The following is a 17747-nucleotide window of genomic DNA, read 5'->3' on the forward strand; positions in this document are numbered from 1 at the left end:
AGCCCGCCGCGCCTGCCCCGGTCGACCTCGGCGCGCTCCTGACCCGGGCGAGCGATCTGCCCACCCCGGACCGCCGCCCGCGCGACGCCGAGGACGCGGACACGTCCGGTCCCACGCCCCTGCCCTGGACCACGGCCCCCACTGAGGACCGCTCGGACGCCCTCGATGGCGAGCGGCGCGGACGGCGCGGGCGGGGCGCGCGCTCCGGAGCATCCGGGAAGGGCGGCCGGGCCGCGGACCGCAGGTCCCGCGGTGCGGGCCCCGCTGCCGGGTCCTCCGACTCCCGGGCCCGGCGGACGCCGGATGCGCCCACCGCGCCGGAGGAGCCCGCCGCCCGGGTGATCGGCGGCGGAGGCCGGGACGAGCCGGCGGAGGGCACCCGTCGACGCCGCCGCAGGCCCGGACCGGCGCCCCTGCCCGAGGATCCGCGCGAGCGGGAGGAGGCCGCCCGGGAGGTCGTCCTGCGGCAGCTGGCCATGGGTCCGCGCTCCCGGGGGCAGCTCGAGCGCAAGCTCGTGGAGCGGCAGGCCGAGCCGGAGCTGGTCGACCGGGTCCTGGACCGCTTCGAGGAGGTCAGCCTCGTGGACGACGCCGCGTTCGCCGAGGTGTGGGTGCGCAGCCGGGCGCGCGGCAAGCGCCTGTCCCGGCGGGCCATCTCCCGCGAGCTGCACGAGAAGGGCGTGGACAGGGACGTGGCGGAGGAGGCCCTGGCGGCCATCGAGCCGGAGGACGAGCGGCAGGCCGCGCTCGAGCTCGTCCGCGCCAAGATGCGCGGTCGGCCCGCCCCCGCCGCCGACGGGCCCGAGGGGAGGGCCGAACGGGACAAGGTCGTCCGCCGCCTGGTGGGCATGCTGGGACGCAAGGGCTACGGGCCCGGGCTCGCGTTCGGCGTCGTCAAAGAGGTCCTGGCCGAGCTCGACGGCTGAGGCCACCGGGTCGGCCCCGCCCGCCGCCTCCTAGACTGGTGCGGTGACTCTGACGGACCCCACCCCCCGCACCGCCCCGCTCGCCCAGGACGGCGCCGCCGCGCGCCCGCACGAGGGCCTGACCTACGAGGTCCGCACGTTCGGCTGCCAGATGAACGTGCACGACTCCGAGCGCATCTCCGGCCTGCTCGAGTCCACCGGCTACGCGCCCGCCGAGGACGGCGTCCAGGCCGACCTCGTGGTGTTCAACACGTGCGCGGTGCGGGAGAACGCGGACAACCGCCTCTACGGCAACCTCGGTAACCTGCGCTCGGTGAAGGACGCCCACCCCGGCATGCAGATCGCGGTGGGCGGCTGCCTCGCACAGAAGGACCAGGCCGTCATCCAGCAGAAGGCCCCGTGGGTGGACGTGGTCTTCGGCACGCACAACATCGGCTCGCTGCCGGTGCTCCTCGAGCGCTCCCGCCACAACGCGGAGGCGGAGATCGAGATCCTCGAGGCCCTCGAGGTCTTCCCGTCCACCCTGCCCACCAAGCGGGACTCCACCCACTCGGGCTGGGTCTCCATCTCGGTGGGCTGCAACAACACGTGCACCTTCTGCATCGTCCCGAGCCTGCGCGGCAAGGAGAAGGACCGCCGGCCGGGGGAGATCCTCGCCGAGGTGCAGGCCCTCGTGGCCGCCGGCGCCGTGGAGGTCACGCTGCTCGGGCAGAACGTGAACACGTACGGCGTGGAGTTCGGGGACCGCGGGGCGTTCGCCAAGCTGCTGCGCGCATGCGGCCAGATCGAGGGCCTGGAGCGGGTGCGCTTCACCAGCCCCCACCCGGCCGCGTTCACGGACGACGTCATCGACGCGATGGCCGAGACCCCCAACGTGATGCCGCAGCTGCACATGCCGCTGCAGTCCGGCTCGGACAAGGTGCTCAAGGACATGCGCCGGTCCTACCGGTCCAAGAAGTTCCTGGGGATCCTCGAGAAGGTCCGCGAGCGCATCCCGCACGCGGCCATCACCACGGACATCATCGTGGGCTTCCCGGGGGAGACGGACGAGGACTTCGAGGACACGATGCGCGTGGTGGAGGCCTCCCGCTTCTCCTCGGCGTTCACGTTCCAGTACTCCATCCGGCCCGGCACCCCGGCCGGCGAGATGGCGGACCAGGTGCCGAAGAAGGTGGTCCAGGAGCGGTTCGAGCGCCTGGTGGCCCTGCAGGACCGGATCTCGGCCGAGGAGATGCGCACCCTCGTCGGCACCCGGCAGGAGCTTCTCGTCACCGCCGACTCCGGCTCCAAGGGGGCCGAGCGCGGGCGCCGGGCCGGTCGCGCCCCGGACAACCGCCTCGTGCACTTCTCCGTGCCCGCCGGTGCGCAGACGCCCCGCCCGGGCGACTTCGTCACGGTGACGGTCACGGAGGCGCACCCGTACTTCGCGGTGGCGGACCCGGACCTCGCCGACTACACGCTGCGCCGCTCCCGCGCCGGCGACGCATGGGACCGCGCCCAGGCCGAGTCCTGCGGCGTGCCGTCGCCGGGCGGACCCAGCGGCGCGGGTGCCACGAGCCTGGGCATGCCCACGCTGCGCCCGCGCGCCTGAGGCCGCCCCGCATGACCACGACGCCGGAGCCCGCCCCCGCCGCCCGTCCGCACCCGGCCGGGCGCGCGCCCGTCGTCGCCGTGGTGGGGGCGACGGCGACAGGGAAGTCGGCGCTCGCCGTCGCCCTGGCGCAGCGCCTCGACGGCGAGGTGGTCAACGCGGACGCGCTGCAGTTCTACCGGGGCATGGACGTCGGGACGGCCAAGGCGTCCCTGGCGGAGCGGCAGGGGGTGCCGCACCACCTGCTGGACGTGATGGACGTGCGCGAGGAGGCGTCCGTCGCCCGGTTCCAGGCTGACGCGCGGGCGTGCTTCGCCGACATCCGCGCCCGGGGCCGCACCCCGATCCTCGTCGGCGGCTCCGGGCTCTACGTGCGCGCCGCCCTGGACGTGCTGGACTTCCCGCCCACGGACCCGGCCGTGCGCGCCGCCGTGGAGGCCGAGCTCGCCGAGCGCGGGGAGGCCGCGCTGCGGGCCGAGCTGGCCGGCGTCGACCCGGCCGCCGCGGAGCGGGTCCGCGACGCCCGGCGCCTGGTGCGCGCCCTCGAGGTGCACCGGCTCACCGGACGTCCCTTCGGCTCCTTCATGCCGCGGCGGCGGACGCACCCGGACGTCGCCCCGGCGGTGCAGCTCGGCCTGGCGATCGACCGCGCCGTGCTGCACGAGCGGATCGCCGCGCGCGTGCACGCGATGCTCGCGGCCGGCTTCGCCGAGGAGGTGGCCCGCCTGGAGGGGGAGGGCCTGCGGGAGGGGCCCACCGCCTCCCGGGCGATCGGGTACCAGCAGATGCTCGCCGTCCGGGACGGCGAGATGGGCCAGGCCGAGGCGGTGGAGCAGACCGTCGTCGTCACCCGCCGCTTCGCGCGTCGCCAGGAGACGTGGTTCCGCGCGGACCCGCGCGTGCGCTGGCTGCCGGCGGACGCCCCGGACCTCGTGGAGCGTGCGCTGCAGGCCGTGGTGCAGGGCGAGCCGACGCCGGAGCCCGACGCCGACGAGCCGTTCGACGAGGACGCCTGAGGCGTCCGGGCCCGCCCCTAGACTGAGGCCCATGAGCACCGAGCCCCGCACCGAGCGCCCTGCCGACCGCCCGTCCGTGCCGTTCACCAAGGGCCACGGCACCGGCAACGACTTCGTGCTGGTCGCGGACCCGGACGGCAACGCCCAGCTGGACGCGGACCGCGTGGCGCGCGTGGCGGACCGCCACCAGGGCGTGGGCGCCGACGGCGTCATCCGCGCCGTGCGCTCGGCGCACCTGCCCGAGGGCGAGGCCGTCCTGGCCGAGCACCCGGAGGCCGAGTGGTTCATGGACTACCGCAACGGGGACGGCTCCATCGCGGAGATGTGCGGCAACGGGGTGCGCGTGTTCGTGCACTTCCTCGTGGAGAAGGGCCTGGTGGACCTCGCGCCCGGTCAGTCGCTGACCATCGGCACCCGCGCCGGCGCCAAGACCGTCACCCGCTTCGAGGGCGGCTACTCGATCGACATGGGGCCGTGGCGCTTCCTCGAGCCCGAGATGGCGGAGGACGCGGCCTCCGACGCCATGGTCCTCACCGCCGGCCTGCCCGACCCGCGGCCCGCCCTGAGCGTGTCCATGGGCAACCCGCACACCGTGGTGCCGCTGCAGTCCATGGCCGAGCTCGCGGACCTGGACCTCACCCGCGCCCCCGGCGTGGACCCGGAGCCCTCGCAGGGCACCAACGTCGAGTTCGTGGCCGCGCACGAGCCCCTGATCCACGAGGGCGTGGGCCGGGTGCGGATGCGCGTGCACGAGCGCGGCGTCGGGGAGACCCAGTCCTGCGGCACCGGGGCGTGTGCGGTCGCCGTGGCCATGCGCGCGTGGGCCGGCCCGGAGGGCTCGGACTCGTGGCTCGTGGAGGTCCCCGGCGGCGTGCTGGGCGTCGACTTCGTGCGCGCCGCCGACGGCGAGGAGCACGTGGTGCTGGCCGGTCCGGCCGAGCTGGTGTTCGACGGCGAGCTCATCGCCTGACCTCGCCCCGGCCGTCGGGCCGGGTCTCAGCGGCTCCGGACGACCCGGAGGATCCGGAACCCCTTGACGCTGTCCGCCCGCTCTGCGGTGAAGGCGCCGGGTGCGCGCTCGTCGAGCATCCCCTGGATCCAGGGCAGCAGCGAGTCGGCGCCGAGGTTCTTCTGCACCACCAGCCAGGCCTCGCCGCCGGGCGCCAGGCGGGGCAGCCAGAGCTCCAGCAGCGCGTGGAGGGCCGCCTTGCCGATTCGGATGGGCGGGTTGGACCAGATCAGGTCGAACTGCGCGCCCTCGGGGACGTCCTCGGGCCGCAGGGCCGTGACGTTGTCCAGCCCCAGGGCCGCGGCGTTGTCCCGGGTGAGCTGCAGGGACCGGTCGTTGACCTCGACTGCGGTCACCTCCGCCTCGGGGGAGCGGAGCGCCAGGGTGAGGGCGATCGGCCCCCAGCCCGCGCCGACGTCGAGGAACCGGCCGGAGGGCGGCGGCGCCGGGACCGCGGAGAACAGGGCGGCGGTGCCCTTGTCCACGCCGTCGGGGGAGAAGATCCCGTTCGCCGTCTGCACGGTCACCTCGCGCCCGGCCAGGCGCACCGTCACGGTGCGGCGGCGCTCGGGGGTCGAGGGGGCGGCGTCGAAGTAGTGGGATCCGTCGGTCACGCCCGCCATCGTAGCCAGACGGCACGGCGCCGCCCCGGCGGGCGGACCGGCCTGCCGGGCCTGACCGGGGCTTTCCCGCCCCGGCCCCGCCCGGTAGAGTCTGCGCCCATGTGGATCCTCCTGCGCTGACGCCCCGCGTCCCACCGCCCCCACCCGCCCTGCGGGCGCCGTTCCCGCGCGCCCCGGCATCCGAGGGAGATCCCCCCATGGATCACGTGATCCGCCGTTGCGCGCCCGTCGCCGATCCCCCATCGCCGCACGTCCGCCCTGTGCGGACGCACCGCTAGCGCGTCCGCCGATCCGTCTACCCTGAGAGCACCGGGCCGCCGACCGTGCGGGCCCAGAGGAGAACATGACTGAGAACACCCAGAACCCCGGCCCCCAGAGCGGCCGGGACGGCCAGGGCGAGGACGAGATCCAGGCCGTGATCGACCGCATCCTCGCGGCCGACGACGCCCGCCGTGCCCGTCAGGACGGGGGCGACCCCGAGGACGCCGAGGCCGGTGGCCCGCGCCGCTCGTCCGCGCTCGCCGGTCGCGCCCTCGCGCTCGCGGAGGGCGGCGACGACCACACCGAGGCCGACGGCGACCAGGACGAGCTCGCCGCCCGCCACTCGCTCACCCGCGTGCAGGGCCTGTCCACCGAGCTCGAGGACATGTCCGAGGTCGAGTACCGCCAGCTGCGCCTCGAGCGCGTGGTGCTGGCGGGCGTGTGGACCGAGGGCACCGCGGAGGACGCGGAGAACTCCCTGCGGGAGCTCGCCGCGCTCGCCGAGACCGCCGGCTCGGAGGTGCTCGACGGCGTCATCCAGCGCCGCGCCACCCCGGACCCCGCCACGTTCCTGGGCAAGGGCAAGGCCCGTGAGCTGGCGGAGGTCGTCGCGCTCACCGGCGCGGACACCGTGGTCGTCGACTCGGAGCTCGCCCCGTCCCAGCGCCGTGCGCTCGAGGACGTGGTCCGCGTGAAGGTCATCGACCGCACCGCCCTGATCCTGGACATCTTCGCCCAGCACGCCACCTCCCGCGAGGGCCGCGCCCAGGTGGAGCTGGCACAGCTCGAGTACCTGCTCCCGCGCCTGCGCGGCTGGGGCGAGTCCATGTCCCGGCAGGCCGGCGGCCGCGCGGCCGCCGGCGAGGGCATCGGCTCCCGCGGCCCCGGCGAGACCAAGATCGAGCTGGACCGCCGCCGCATCCGCACGCGCATGGCCAAGCTGAAGAAGGACATCGCGGGCATGCAGCCGGCGCGCGAGGCCAAGCGGGCCAACCGCCGTCGCAACCGGGTGCCGTCCGTGGCCATCGCCGGCTACACCAACGCCGGCAAGTCCTCCCTGCTCAACCGGCTCACCCACGCGGGCGTGCTCGTGCAGAACGCCCTGTTCGCCACGCTGGACCCCACGGTGCGCAAGGCCGTGACGCCGGACGGGATCGGCTACACGCTCTCGGACACCGTGGGCTTCGTGCGCAACCTCCCCACGCAGCTCGTGGAGGCCTTCCGCTCCACCCTGGAGGAGGTCGCGGACGCGGACGTCATCCTCCATGTGGTGGACGGCTCCCACCCGGACCCCGAGGGCCAGATCGCCGCCGTGCGCGGCGTGCTCGCCGAGGTGGACGCGCACCGCATCCCGGAGATCATCGTCCTGAACAAGGCGGATGCGGCCGAGCCGGCCGTGATCGCCCGCATCCGCTCGAAGGAGCCGCACACCGTGGTGGTCTCGGCCCGCACGGGCGAGGGGATCGAGGAGCTCGAGCGCGCCATCTCCGCCACCATCCCGCGGCCGGACGTGCGTCTGGAGCTGCTCGTGCCGTTCACGGACGGCCAGGTGGTCTCCCGCCTGCACTCCGTGGACGCCGAGATCCTCTCCGAGACGTACGAGGAGGGCGGCACCCGGCTGTCGGTGCTCGTGCGGCAGGACGTCGCCGCGGACCTGGAGCAGTACCGGGTGGGCGCCTCGGCATGACGGGCCCGGCGAGCGCGGAGGGGTCGGCGGCGGCGTCGGAGGCCGTCCCGGCCACGGATCGGGAGCGCGAGGCGCTGCGCCTGCTGGACACGGTGGTCGAGGCCACCGGCGGCCAGCAGCGCGCGGGCCAGCGCGAGATGGTGCTGCAGGTGGCGCGGGCGCTGGAGTCGCGGCGTCACCTGCTGGTGCAGGCCGGCACGGGCACCGGCAAGTCCCTGGCCTACCTGATCCCCGCGCTCCAGCACGCGATGGACCAGGAGGACCCCGTCGTCGTCGCCACGGCCACGCTGGCCCTGCAGGCGCAGATCATGAAGCGCGACGCCCCCCGGCTGGTCGAGGCGCTCGCCGGCGAGCTGCCGCGTGAGCCCGTGGTCGCGCTCGTGAAGGGGCGCTCGAACTACCTCTGCCGCCACAAGGTGGACGGCGGCTACCCGGGGGACGAGGGGGAGGAGACCCTCTTCGAGGTCGCCGACGACGGCGGGCTGATCGGCTCCGCCTCGGACGGGGAGGCGGGGCCCACCTCGCTGCTCGGCAAGGAGGTCATGTACCTGCGCGCGTGGGCGGACGAGACGGAGACGGGGGACCGGGACGACCTGGAGATCCCCGTCACCGACCGCGCCTGGCGGCAGGTCTCGGTGTCCGCGGTGGACTGCCTCGGCGCCTCGCGCTGCCCCATGGCGGAGGAGTGCTTCTCCGAGCGGGCCCGCGCGGACGCCGCCGACGCCGACGTGGTGGTCACCAACCACGCGATGCTCGCCATCAGCGCGTTCGAGGGGCTCGCGGTGCTGCCCGCGTACTCGGCCGTGATCGTGGACGAGGCCCACGAGCTGCAGGACCGCGTCACGGGCGCCGTGACGGGGCAGCTGTCCGGGTCGATCGTCCACGGCGCGGCCACCTCCCTGCGGCGGCACACCTCCGTGGCGGTCGAGGACCTCGTCCAGGCCGCGGCCGGGGTGGACCGGGCCTTCGAGGGGGTGCCCTCCGGGCTCGTCCAGGGCGGGCCCGACGACGTGCAGGAGCAGGCCCTCACCGCCGTGCTGAGCGCGGCCCGGCAGTGCTTCTCCGACCTCGGCAAGGACAAGGAGGGCGAGGCGGACGGCGGCCGCCAGATGGCCCGCTCGCGCCTGCTCGAGGTCGTCGAGGTGACGGAGCGCATGCTCGCCGCCCGCCCCGAGGCCGACTTCCCCGAGGTCCTGTGGGCCACCCGCCCGGGCCACTTCGAGCCGGGCGTGGGCTGGCAGCCGGGGGACGAGGCCGATCCGCCGCAGCTCTACGTGGCGCCGATCTCCGTGGCGGGCAAGCTGCGCGAGGGCCTCTTCGGCAAGGCCACCACGGTGCTCACCTCCGCCACCCTGACCGTGGGCCAGGGTCCCCGACGCTTCGACTCGGTGGCCGGGGACGTGGGCCTGGCCGGCCCGGACGCGCCGAAGTACACCGCGCTCGACGTCGGCTCGCCCTTCGACTACCCCCGCCAGGGCGTGCTCTACGTGGCCCGGCACCTGCCCAAGCCGGGCCGGACGGCGTCGCCGGAGTCCCTCGACGAGCTCGAGGCGCTGCTGCGGGCGTCGAACGGCGGGGCGCTCGGCCTGTTCTCCTCCCGCCGGGCGGCCGAGGACGCCGCGGCCGAGATGCGCCGCCGGCTGGGGAAGGGCGGCACCGTGCTGTGCCAGGGGGACGCGACCCTCTCCGCGCTGGTCCGCCAGTTCGCCGAGGAGCCGGACACGTCCCTGTTCGGCACCATGAGCCTGTGGCAGGGCGTGGACGTGCCGGGCCCCTCGCTGCGGCTCGTGGTGATCGACCGCATCCCGTTCCCGCGGCCGGACGACCCGCTCTCCCAGGCCCGCACGCGGGACGTCGCCCGCCACGGCGGCAACGGCTTCATGCGGGTGTCCGCCACCCACGCGGCCGTGCGCATGGCCCAGGGCGCCGGGCGTCTCGTGCGCGCCCAGGGGGACCGGGGCGTGGTGGCCGTGCTCGACCCGCGCCTGGCCACCGAGCGGTACGGCGGCTACATCACGAGCGCCCTGCCCGACTTCTGGCGCACCACGGACCGCGCCGTGGTCCGCGGCGTGCTCACGCGCCTGGCCCAGGAGGCCTGAGCCGGGCGGGGGAGGCGCCCCGGCTCAGAGCGCGCGCAGGACGGTGACCACGCGGCCCATGATCTTCGCGTGGTCGCCCAGGATCGGCTCGTAGGCCGTGTTCTGGGGCAGCAGCCAGGTGTGGCCGTCGCGCTGGCGGAACGTCTTCACGGTGGACTCGTCGTCCAGGAGGGCCGCCACGATGTCCCCGTTGTCCGCGGTGTCCTGGCGGCGCACCACCACCCAGTCGCCGTCACAGATGGCGGCGTCCACCATGGAGTCGCCGGAGACGCGGAGCATGAACAGCTCGCCCTCGCCGGTGAGGCGCCGGGGCACCGCCATGACCTCCTCCACCTGCTGGTCCGCCAGGATCGGGCCGCCAGCCGCGATCCGGCCGACCCACGGCACGTCCACCGAGTCGCCGTCCGCCGTGGCGGTGTGACGGGCCGGGATCAGCGACACGGGTGCCGGGGCCTCGCCGACGGGCCGGCCGTCCGCGTCGAGGAGGACCTCCAGGGCGCGGGGCCGCCCCGGGTCCCGGCGGAGGTAGCCGAAGCGCTCGAGCTGACCCAGCTGGTGGGTCACGGAGGACAGCGAGGCCAGGCCCGCCGCGTCGCCGATCTCCCGCATCGACGGCGGGTACCCGCGCTCGGCGATGGCCTCCTGGATGGTGCGCACGATCCGGCGCTGCCGATCCGTCAGCGGCTGCGGGGCGGCGGGGGAGGTCTGCTCGGAGGGGGCCATGCGGACGGTCCGTTCTCTCGGCTGGCGGGGGCTTAACGTGTCCGGCTCCGGTGGTGGCATGGGTCCTGCCCCCGGAATGTGCTGGTGAGGACGACCCTAGTGGAGCGTGCGCCGGTCTTCAAAGATATGTTCGACCCCCGCTGGGCGTGTCTCGAACAGGTGTGCTAGAAATGGGTTCGAACGAACTCGAACAGATGTTCGAACGCCCGCATCGGCGGGAGGAAGGCAGACAGACCATGACCCCCGTCGCCACTGCACTCTCCCGGACCCCCCGGCTCCTCGGACGGTCCGCCCCCGGCCGCGCCGAGGCGCGCCCATCGGCGCCCCTGCGCCTCACCCGCCGCGGTCGGCTGCTGTTCCGCGGTCTGCCCCTGATGCTCTCCGTGGCCGCCCTGACCGCCACCGCGGCCTTCTTCGCCGGGGTCATGCTGTCCCCGCCGGCCGTCTCCGCGGACACGGCCTCGGAGGACCTGGCCACCGTGACCGTCATGCCCGGGGACAGCCTGTGGTCGATCGCCCAGGACGCCGCCCCCGGCGTGGACCCCTACGTCACCATGGAGCGCATCGGCGAGCTCAACGCCCTCGAGGGCGGCGAGCTCGAGCTCGGCCAGGAGCTGTACCTGCCGCCGGTCCGCTGACCCGCTGCCCGCGCCCGGCCGCGGCGCCCGGTTGCCGGTCCCGCGCCGTCGCATGACGGCCCCGGCTCCCGGCCGTTCCTAGGATGGGCGCCATGACCGACCTGAGCTCCCTGCCCCTGCGTGACTCCCTCCGCGGCCAGAGCCCGTACGGCGCCCCCCAGCTGGACGTGCCGCACATGCTCAACACCAACGAGAACACGCATCCGGTCCCGCCCCAGGTGGCCGAGGCCATCACGGTGCGGGTCGCGAAGGTCGCCGGCGGGCTCAACCGCTACCCGGACCGGGAGTTCACGGAGCTGCGGGAGCGGCTCGCGGGGTACCTGGGCCACGGGATCGCCCCGGAGCAGGTCTGGGCCGGCAACGGCTCCAACGAGGTGCTCCAGCAGATCCTCCAGGCCTTCGCCGGCCCCGGCCGCACGCTGCTGAGCTTCCTGCCCTCCTACTCCATGTACCCCCTCCTGGCGGCCGGCACGGACACCGCCTTCGTGGACGGCGGCCGCGCCGCGGACCACACCCTCTCCGCCGACCACGCCGCGGAGCAGGTGCGCCGACACTGCCCGCACGTGGTCTTCCTCGCCTCGCCCAACAACCCCACGGGCACCGCCCTCGGCCTCGAGACCATCGAGGCCGTGTACGACGCCCAGGCGCAGAACGAGGCCGACGGCGGCCACGGCGCGATGGTGGTGGTGGACGAGGCCTACGCCGAGTTCGCCCTCGAGGGCACGGCCTCCGCCCTCACCCTGCTGCCCGGCCGCGAGCGGCTGATCGTCACCCGCACCATGTCCAAGGCGTTCGCCCTGGCCGGCGCCCGGCTCGGCTACCTCGCCGCGGACCCGGCCGTGGCGGACGCGCTGCGCCTGGTTCGGCTCCCGTACCACCTCTCCGCGGTCACCCAGGCCACGGCCATCGCCGCGCTCGAGCACGTCGACGCGCTGCTGGAGACCGTCGAGGACATCAAGGCCCAGCGGGACCGGATCGTGGCGTCCCTCCGCGAGCTCGGGCTGAGCCCGTCCGTCTCCGACTCCAACTTCGTGTTCTTCGGCCGCCTCCGGGACGCCCACGCCGTGTGGGAGGCCCTGCTCGAGCGCGGGGTGCTCGTCCGGGACGTGGGCATCCCGGAGCACCTGCGCGTCACCGCCGGCACCCGGGAGGAGACCACCGCCTTCCTCGAGGCCCTCGGCGAGGTCCTGCGCGAGGATCCGGACGCCGTCGTCCGCGGCTGAGGCCCGCGCCCGGCGTCACGCCCGGACCGGGTCCGTGCACGACGCCTAGGATGGACCGAGCCCACCCCGCACCGTCTTGCCCAGGAGGACCCGTGGCCGCCGAGATCGTCTCCGGACGCCGTGCGCGCATGCAGCGCACCACCAGCGAATCCGACGTCCGCGTCGAGCTGGACCTGGACGGGACGGGCGTGGCGGACATCTCCACGACCGTGCCGTTCTACGACCACATGCTCACGGCCCTGGCCAAGCACTCCCAGATGGACCTGACCGTCCACGCCACGGGGGACACCCACATCGACGTGCACCACACGGTGGAGGACGTGGCCATCACCCTGGGCGAGGTCCTCAAGGCCGCCCTGGGGGACAAGCGCGGCATCCGCCGGTTCGGCGAGGCCTCGGTGCCCCTGGACGAGGCCCTGGCGCGCGCCGTCGTCGACGTCTCCGGCCGGCCGTACCTGGTGCACGAGGGCGAGCCGGACGGGCAGCAGTACCACCTGATCGGCGGGCACTTCACCGGGTCCATGACCCGCCACGTGTTCGAGGCCATCACGTACCACGCGGCCATCTGCCTGCACATGGACGTGGTCCGGGGTCGGGACCCGCACCACATCGTGGAGGCCCAGTTCAAGGCGTTCGCCCGGGCCCTGCGCGCGGCCTGCGAGGACGACCCGCGGGTCACCGACGTGCCCTCCACGAAGGGCGCGCTCTGATGGCCGCCCCGACGAGCGTGCCGGGGGTGCGCCCGCGCGTCGCCGTGCTGGACTACGGCTCCGGCAACGTCCACTCCGCGGTCCGCGCGGTGGAGCGCACCGGCGCCGAGGTCGAGCTCACCCGGGACCCGGACGCCGTGCTCGGCGCGGACGGGCTGCTGGTGCCCGGCGTCGGCGCGTACGCCTCCGTGATGCGCGCGCTCACCGAGGTCGGCGGCACCCGCTGGATCGGCCGGCGCGTGGCCGGCGGGCGGCCGGTGCTCGGCATCTGCGTCGGCCACCAGATCCTGTTCGAGGCCGGCGTGGAGCACGGCGAGCGCACCGAGGGCATGGGCGAGTGGCCGGGCCTGGTGGAGGCGCTGCCGGCCGACGTACTGCCGCACATGGGCTGGAACACGGTCCGCCCGCCCGAGGGCTCGGCCCTGTTCGCCGGGATCGAGGACGAGCGCTTCTACTTCGTGCACTCCTACGGCGTGCTGCGGTGGGAGTTCGACCAGTCGATCGCCGCCATGCGCCCGCCCCAGGTGACGTGGGCGCACCACGGCGCCGACTTCGTCGCGGCCGTGGAGAACGGCCCGCTCTCCGCCACGCAGTTCCACCCGGAGAAGTCCGGGGACGCCGGCCTGCAGCTGCTGACCAACTGGCTGGAGACCCTCTGATGCCCTACTGGTCCGTGCTCTACCTCGCCCTCGGCGGCCTCCTGCTCGGGGCCGCGTGGTCGATGCGCACCCAGGACGCCCCGCTGTGGGCCCTGGTGCTCGTGCTGGCCCTGGCCGGCATGGCGATCGCCGCCTCCTTCCTGACCGTCTGACGCCCCGCGCGTCCGCCCCCGCCCGCCCCGCCGAGAGGACCCCCGCCATGACCCCCACCCCCCGCGCCCTCGAGCTGCTGCCCGCCGTGGACGTCCAGGACGGCCAGGCCGTCCGCCTCGTCCAGGGCGAGGCCGGCTCCGCCACCTCCTACGGCGACCCGCTCTCGGCCGCGATGGACTGGCAGCGCGCCGGCACCGAGTGGATCCACCTCGTGGACCTGGACGCCGCCTTCGGCCGCGGGGACAACCGCGACGTGCTGCGTCGCGTGGTGGACAGCATGGACGTGAAGGTCGAGCTCTCCGGGGGCATCCGGGACGACGCCTCGCTCGAGCACGCACTCGAGATGGGCGCCGCCCGCGTCAACCTGGGCACCGCCGCCCTCGAGGACCCGGAGTGGACCGCCCGCGTGATCGAGCGCTTCGGGGACCGCGTGGCCGTGGGCCTGGACGTGCGCGGCACCACCCTGGCCGCGCGCGGCTGGACCCAGGAGGGCGGCGACCTCTGGGAGGTGCTCGCGCGCCTCGAGGACGCCGGCTGCGCCCGCTACGTGGTCACCGACGTCACCAAGGACGGCACCCTCAAGGGCCCGAACACCGAGCTGCTCGCCCGGATGTGCGAGGCCACGGACCGGCCCGTGGTCGCCTCGGGCGGCATCTCCTCCCTCGAGGACGTCGCCGCGCTCGCCGCCATGGTCCCGCAGGGCGTCGAGGGCGCCATCATGGGCAAGGCCCTGTACGCCGGCCGGTTCTCCCTCGAGCAGGCGCTCGCGGTGGCCGGTGGCGCGTCCGTGGCCGAGGCCCGCGAACGCCACCCCTTCGCGGTGGCCGAGTGACCCGGGACCCGCGCCCCGCCGCGCACGACGACGAGGCCCCCGTCCCGGTCACCGCGCCCGGCGCCCGGGAGCTGCCCGGCCACATCCGCGCCGCCCTGGACCGCATGCGGGACAAGACCGCGGGGGAGAACCTCGCGGACACCGCCGGCGTCCCGTGGGAGGGCCGCGACCTCTCCGGCCCCGGCGTGGACGGCTCCGCTAACCCGCTGCACGTCTTCGACCAGGACGACGGCACGAGCCCGGCCGCGTGGACGCAGGTGATGGAGCGGCTGACCACGGGAGCGGCGGACGAGGCCGAGGTCACCCGGGTGCTCGCCGGGATCCGGGTGTTCGCCGCCGTCGTGCCGACCCTGGCCGTGGACGAGGCGGACGTGCACGACCACGCCGACCACAGCGGGCACGAGCACGCGGCAGATGACGCGCACGGGGACAAGGCCGCGGACGTGGCGCTGGTGACCATGCGCGCCGGGGACGGGCGGCAGGCGCTGCCCGTGTTCACGAGCGTGCCCGCGCTCACCGCGTGGAACCCGCTGGCCCGGCCGGTGGCCGTCTGGCTGCCGCGGGCGTGCCTGTCCGCCGTGGACGAGGGGTGCGACCTCGTCGTCGTCGACGCCGGCGCGGAGCACACCTACGTCATCCGCCGCCCCGCCGTCTGGGCCCTGGCCCAGCAGCAGGAGTGGACGCCGTCCTACCAGGACGAGGAGATCGCCCAGGAGATCGCCCAGGTGGCGGATCTGGTGCCGAACCTGCTGAACCTCGGCCTGGCGCCCGGCTCCGGCGTGCCCACCCGCACGGCCTCCGGCGCGGTGATGGCCGGCGGCGGGTCGGGCGTCGAGCTGCAGATCGTGGCCATGCCCCGCCGGGACACGGACGCGGCCGGGGTGCGCCTCATGACGGCCACCCTGCGCCTGCTGCTGGCCGACCTCCCGCTGCTCGCGGAGCGGGCCGACTCGGTGGAGATCACGGTCCGGCGTCCCTGACCTGGCGTCAGGCCCATCGGCTAGGGTAGTGGGGAAGGACGGGCGGCATCCGACGCCGGTCCAGTGCTGGCCGTCTCCGGCCGGCGGCATCACTGACCGATGCAGAGGAAGAGGTCCATGAAGAAGACAACCCTGACCGGGTCCGCCACGGCGGCCCTCGGCGTGGTGGTCGTGGCCGGCGCCGGCCCCGCCCTCGCGGCGACGCCGCTCACCCAGGGCTCCGCGCTCTCGGTGCCCGCGGGCGACTGCAGCATCACGATCGTCGACGCCGCCACCGCGTACACCGCCGCCCACTGCGGCGCCGGCGAGTGGACGATCGGCTCGCCGGTCGAGTCCGCCGACGGCACCGTGATCGGCACCGTCGCCGCCCTGCCGGGCGACTCCGGCGTGGACGCCGTGAAGATCGCGCTGGCCGACGACGTCGACGTGGTCGGCGAGTGGTCCGTGCGCGAGACCGCCACGGTGAAGCCGGACGAGACCGTCTACACCCACGGCTCCTCCGTCCCCCTGGGCGAGCCGAACTCCATCTCCGATCCCGAGACCTTCGACATCGGCGAGACCTGCGGCGACGTCTACACCGACCAGGTCGTCCTCGACGACGCCACCACCCGCCGGGGCGACTCGGGCGGCGCGGTGTACGACGCCGAGCAGCGCGTGGTCGGCGTCATCTCCGGCCTGGCGCCGGTGACCTACGACGCCGACGGCAACACCGTCCGCTGCGACGCGGACGAGATGTCCACGATCATCGTGCCCGTGGAGTCCCTCGCCGAGGTCGACGGCACCACCCCCGTGCAGGCTCCCGCCGCGCAGACCGCCACCGTGGGTAAGCACGGCGTCGCCTCCCTGACCGAGTCCGAGCGCCGTGCGCTGGAGCTGGAGAAGGCCGAGGCCGTCGCCGCGGAGGAGGCTGCGGCTGAGGAGGCCGCCGTTGAGGCGAAGGCCGCCGAGAAGGCTGAGGCCGCCGCCGAGAAGAGGGCCGCTGCTGAGGCTGCCGAGGAGAAGGCTGTCACCGCCACGCCCGGGGAGCAGACGCTCGTCGTGGCGCCCGAGGACGGCATCGACTTCCGCACCCGCGTCGAGGCCAACACGGACCAGGGCGGCTTCAGCTACATGGCCGTGACCGCGTTCGACGAGGACGGCGAGCAGATCGGCCACCTCCACCTCCACTCGGACGGCCAGCCGATGACCTGGATCAACGTCCCGGCCGAGGTGCCGGCCGGCGGCCATATCGAGGTCGAGCTGCAGGACGCGGCCGGCGAGCCGACGGACGCCGTCGTGACCCTCGGGGGCGTGCCGGTCAGCTGACCGGATGACGACCCCGCCGCCGGACCACCGCACCCGGCGACCGCACCGGAAGGCCCGGTGACCTGTGCAGGACAGGTCACCGGGCCTTCCCGCGTCCGGGGGCGGATCAGCAGTGCGACTCCAGGGCGCGGCCGACGCGGGAGAAGACCCGCGCCAGCACGTCGACCTCCCCGGGCTCCAGACGGTCCAGGAACAGCTCGTCCACCTGGCGGGCGTGGATGGCGGCGGCTCGGCGGAACGCGGAGCGCCCCTCGTCCGTGAGCACGGCCTCGTAGCCGCGGCGGTCGCGCTCGGCCGCGCGTCGCTCGATCAGCCCACGTCCCACGAGGTTCTTGACCTGGTAGGTCACCCGGGAGGGGGAGAACACCATGCGGCCGGCCAGCTCGCCCAGCCGCAGGCGGCCCCCCTCGGACTCGGTGAGCAGCAGCAGGAGGTTGTAGTCCGCCAGGGTCATGCCGCACTCGGCCTTCAGGCGACGCTCGAGCAGGTCCTCCAGCATCTGGGTGGCCTCGAAGTAGGCGCGCCAGGCGTGCTTCTCCGGATCGGCGGGGCGGTGCCCCGCCGAGGCGGAGCCGTACCAGCGGCCGTCGTCGGCCTCGGCCGGTCCTGCGACGGACTCAGGCGTGGGGGTCGAGGAGTCGGTCAAAGGGGATCACCTCCAGGGTGTCCGTCTCGTCCATGGCGGCGGCGCGGGGGCGCGCGGGCAGCCGGGACAGGATGTCTGCCAGCTCCGTCCCGGCAGCGCGGATGCGCGCGGCCAGCGGAGTGGTGCGGGTGGAGTCCGGCTGCCCTGTGGCCGCCCCCCAGTCGTCGGAGGCCGCGAACACCGCGGTGGGCACGATCCGGGTCTTCAGGTAGGCGAAGAGCGGGCGCATCGCCTGGTCGATCATCAGCGAGTGCCGGGCGGTGCCGCCCGTGGCGCCCAGCAGCACGGGGACACCGACGAGCGCCTCGTCGTCGAGCAGGTCGACGAAGGTCTTGAACAGGCCCGAGTAGGAGGCCTTGAACGTGGGGGACACGGCGATGACGGCGTCGGCCTGCTCGACCTCGGCGAGGGCGTCCAGCAGAGGCTGCGACCTGGCGGTGCTGACCATGCCGTGGCCGAGGTCCGCCGAGAGCTCGCGGAGGGTCACCGTGTGGACCTCGGGGACCACGCCGTGGCCGGAGAGCGCCGCGGCCGTGGCCTCGGCGAGACGGTCGGCGAGCATGCGGGTCTGCGAGGGCTCGCCGATCCCTCCGGAGACGACGGCGATGTGCCGTGCCCCGGGGGAGGTCGCGTTCATCGGGCCTCACCGCCCGCCGTCGCCGCCTG

18 protein-coding genes are annotated in these 17747 nt (G+C 74.8%); 14 read left to right on the forward strand and 4 right to left on the reverse strand.

Features of this window, described 5'->3' with window-relative positions; translation table 11 throughout:
- From Q4D18_RS07690 to dapF, 4 genes are all read left to right on the forward strand, one after another.
- On the forward strand, positions 1 to 926 hold a 926-nt coding region (locus Q4D18_RS07690; protein ID WP_303127019.1), incomplete at its 5' end, for a RecX family transcriptional regulator.
- Positions 927 to 969: 43 nt separating this feature from the next.
- Positions 970 to 2517, forward strand: coding sequence for a tRNA (N6-isopentenyl adenosine(37)-C2)-methylthiotransferase MiaB (gene miaB, locus Q4D18_RS07695; protein ID WP_303127021.1), 1548 nt, complete (start codon positions 970 to 972; stop codon positions 2515 to 2517).
- An 11-nt stretch (positions 2518 to 2528) separates the two neighbouring features.
- Positions 2529 to 3533 carry a tRNA (adenosine(37)-N6)-dimethylallyltransferase MiaA gene (gene miaA, locus Q4D18_RS07700; RefSeq protein WP_303127023.1) on the forward strand — a complete coding sequence of 335 codons (1005 nt, stop codon included), beginning with the start codon at positions 2529 to 2531 and terminating at the stop codon, positions 3531 to 3533.
- Between the two features lie 31 nt (positions 3534 to 3564).
- Positions 3565 to 4503 carry a diaminopimelate epimerase gene (dapF, locus tag Q4D18_RS07705; protein ID WP_303127025.1) on the forward strand — a complete coding sequence of 313 codons (939 nt, stop codon included), beginning with the start codon at positions 3565 to 3567 and terminating at the stop codon, positions 4501 to 4503.
- A gap of 26 nt (positions 4504 to 4529) precedes the next feature.
- Here the strand turns inward: dapF and Q4D18_RS07710 are convergent, their stop codons facing one another.
- Positions 4530 to 5165 carry a class I SAM-dependent methyltransferase gene (locus Q4D18_RS07710; protein WP_303127027.1) on the reverse strand — a complete coding sequence of 212 codons (636 nt, stop codon included), beginning with the start codon at positions 5163 to 5165 and terminating at the stop codon, positions 4530 to 4532.
- A 343-nt stretch (positions 5166 to 5508) separates the two neighbouring features.
- Between Q4D18_RS07710 and hflX the strand changes: the two genes are divergently transcribed.
- Positions 5509 to 7113, forward strand: a complete 1605-nt coding sequence (gene hflX, locus Q4D18_RS07715) for a GTPase HflX (RefSeq protein ID WP_303127028.1) — start codon at positions 5509 to 5511, stop codon at positions 7111 to 7113.
- Positions 7110 to 9212, forward strand: a complete 2103-nt coding sequence (locus tag Q4D18_RS07720; RefSeq protein ID WP_303127030.1) for an ATP-dependent DNA helicase — start codon at positions 7110 to 7112, stop codon at positions 9210 to 9212. The genes hflX and Q4D18_RS07720 overlap by 4 nt, the downstream gene beginning before the upstream one ends.
- Positions 9213 to 9236: 24 nt before the next feature.
- On the opposite strand, the gene lexA is transcribed toward Q4D18_RS07720, so the two are convergent.
- The gene (gene lexA / locus Q4D18_RS07725; RefSeq protein ID WP_303127032.1) at positions 9237 to 9935 is read right to left on the reverse strand and encodes a transcriptional repressor LexA; all 699 of its coding nucleotides are present in this window, start codon (positions 9933 to 9935) and stop codon (positions 9237 to 9239) included.
- Positions 9936 to 10171: 236 nt separating this feature from the next.
- Between lexA and Q4D18_RS07730 the strand changes: the two genes are divergently transcribed.
- The 8 genes from Q4D18_RS07730 to Q4D18_RS07765 all read left to right on the forward strand — a co-directional run bounded on the left by Q4D18_RS07730 (position 10172) and on the right by Q4D18_RS07765 (position 16435).
- On the forward strand, positions 10172 to 10573 hold the full coding sequence (locus Q4D18_RS07730; RefSeq protein WP_303127034.1) for a LysM domain-containing protein: 402 nt from the start codon (positions 10172 to 10174) through the stop codon (positions 10571 to 10573).
- Positions 10574 to 10665: 92 nt separating this feature from the next.
- Entirely contained in the window at positions 10666 to 11796 is a 1131-nt protein-coding gene (locus Q4D18_RS07735) for a histidinol-phosphate transaminase (protein ID WP_303127036.1), read from the forward strand.
- 50 nt (positions 11797 to 11846) lie between these two features.
- Positions 11847 to 12506, forward strand: a complete 660-nt coding sequence (hisB, locus tag Q4D18_RS07740; RefSeq protein ID WP_303127038.1) for an imidazoleglycerol-phosphate dehydratase HisB — start codon at positions 11847 to 11849, stop codon at positions 12504 to 12506.
- Positions 12506 to 13165 (forward strand): imidazole glycerol phosphate synthase subunit HisH, encoded by a 660-nt coding sequence (gene hisH / locus Q4D18_RS07745; RefSeq protein ID WP_303127040.1) that lies wholly within the window; start codon positions 12506 to 12508, stop codon positions 13163 to 13165. Before hisB ends, hisH begins: the two co-directional genes overlap by 1 nt.
- Positions 13165 to 13317, forward strand: coding sequence for a hypothetical protein (locus tag Q4D18_RS07750; protein WP_303127042.1), 153 nt, complete (start codon positions 13165 to 13167; stop codon positions 13315 to 13317). Before hisH ends, Q4D18_RS07750 begins: the two co-directional genes overlap by 1 nt.
- 47 nt (positions 13318 to 13364) lie before the next feature.
- The gene (priA, locus tag Q4D18_RS07755; protein ID WP_303127044.1) at positions 13365 to 14150 is read left to right on the forward strand and encodes a bifunctional 1-(5-phosphoribosyl)-5-((5-phosphoribosylamino)methylideneamino)imidazole-4-carboxamide isomerase/phosphoribosylanthranilate isomerase PriA; all 786 of its coding nucleotides are present in this window, start codon (positions 13365 to 13367) and stop codon (positions 14148 to 14150) included.
- Positions 14147 to 15130 carry an SseB family protein gene (locus tag Q4D18_RS07760; RefSeq protein WP_303127046.1) on the forward strand — a complete coding sequence of 328 codons (984 nt, stop codon included), beginning with the start codon at positions 14147 to 14149 and terminating at the stop codon, positions 15128 to 15130. The genes priA and Q4D18_RS07760 overlap by 4 nt, the downstream gene beginning before the upstream one ends.
- Before the next feature lie 117 nt (positions 15131 to 15247).
- Positions 15248 to 16435, forward strand: coding sequence for a hypothetical protein (locus Q4D18_RS07765; RefSeq protein WP_303127047.1), 1188 nt, complete (start codon positions 15248 to 15250; stop codon positions 16433 to 16435).
- A gap of 106 nt (positions 16436 to 16541) precedes the next feature.
- Here the strand turns inward: Q4D18_RS07765 and Q4D18_RS07770 are convergent, their stop codons facing one another.
- Together Q4D18_RS07770 and Q4D18_RS07775 are read right to left on the reverse strand one after the other, a co-directional pair.
- Positions 16542 to 17081: a MarR family winged helix-turn-helix transcriptional regulator gene (locus Q4D18_RS07770; RefSeq protein ID WP_303127049.1), complete on the reverse strand. Its 540-nt coding sequence runs from the start codon at positions 17079 to 17081 to the stop codon at positions 16542 to 16544.
- A complete protein-coding gene (locus Q4D18_RS07775; protein WP_303127051.1) occupies positions 17053 to 17718 on the reverse strand; it encodes a CE1759 family FMN reductase in 666 nt (221 codons plus the stop codon). Before Q4D18_RS07775 ends, Q4D18_RS07770 begins: the two co-directional genes overlap by 29 nt.
- Positions 17719 to 17747: the final 29 nt, after the last annotated feature.

The organism is Micrococcus sp. (genome assembly GCF_030523875.1).
Taxonomy (GTDB): Bacteria; Actinomycetota; Actinomycetes; order Actinomycetales; family Micrococcaceae; genus Micrococcus.

Coding starts and splice junctions, on each gene's coding strand:
- miaA (WP_303127023.1), top strand. CDS start 2,529: ATGACCACGACGCCGGAGCCCGCCCCCGCCGCCCGTCCGCACCCGGCC.
- dapF (WP_303127025.1), top strand. CDS start 3,565: ATGAGCACCGAGCCCCGCACCGAGCGCCCTGCCGACCGCCCGTCCGTG.
- Q4D18_RS07710 (WP_303127027.1), bottom strand. CDS start 5,165: ATGGCGGGCGTGACCGACGGATCCCACTACTTCGACGCCGCCCCCTCG.
- hflX (WP_303127028.1), top strand. CDS start 5,509: ATGACTGAGAACACCCAGAACCCCGGCCCCCAGAGCGGCCGGGACGGC.
- Q4D18_RS07720 (WP_303127030.1), top strand. CDS start 7,110: ATGACGGGCCCGGCGAGCGCGGAGGGGTCGGCGGCGGCGTCGGAGGCC.
- lexA (WP_303127032.1), bottom strand. CDS start 9,935: ATGGCCCCCTCCGAGCAGACCTCCCCCGCCGCCCCGCAGCCGCTGACG.
- Q4D18_RS07730 (WP_303127034.1), top strand. CDS start 10,172: ATGACCCCCGTCGCCACTGCACTCTCCCGGACCCCCCGGCTCCTCGGA.
- Q4D18_RS07735 (WP_303127036.1), top strand. CDS start 10,666: ATGACCGACCTGAGCTCCCTGCCCCTGCGTGACTCCCTCCGCGGCCAG.
- hisB (WP_303127038.1), top strand. CDS start 11,847: ATGGACCGAGCCCACCCCGCACCGTCTTGCCCAGGAGGACCCGTGGCC.
- hisH (WP_303127040.1), top strand. CDS start 12,506: ATGGCCGCCCCGACGAGCGTGCCGGGGGTGCGCCCGCGCGTCGCCGTG.
- Q4D18_RS07750 (WP_303127042.1), top strand. CDS start 13,165: ATGCCCTACTGGTCCGTGCTCTACCTCGCCCTCGGCGGCCTCCTGCTC.
- priA (WP_303127044.1), top strand. CDS start 13,365: ATGACCCCCACCCCCCGCGCCCTCGAGCTGCTGCCCGCCGTGGACGTC.
- Q4D18_RS07765 (WP_303127047.1), top strand. CDS start 15,248: ATGAAGAAGACAACCCTGACCGGGTCCGCCACGGCGGCCCTCGGCGTG.
- Q4D18_RS07775 (WP_303127051.1), bottom strand. CDS start 17,718: ATGAACGCGACCTCCCCCGGGGCACGGCACATCGCCGTCGTCTCCGGA.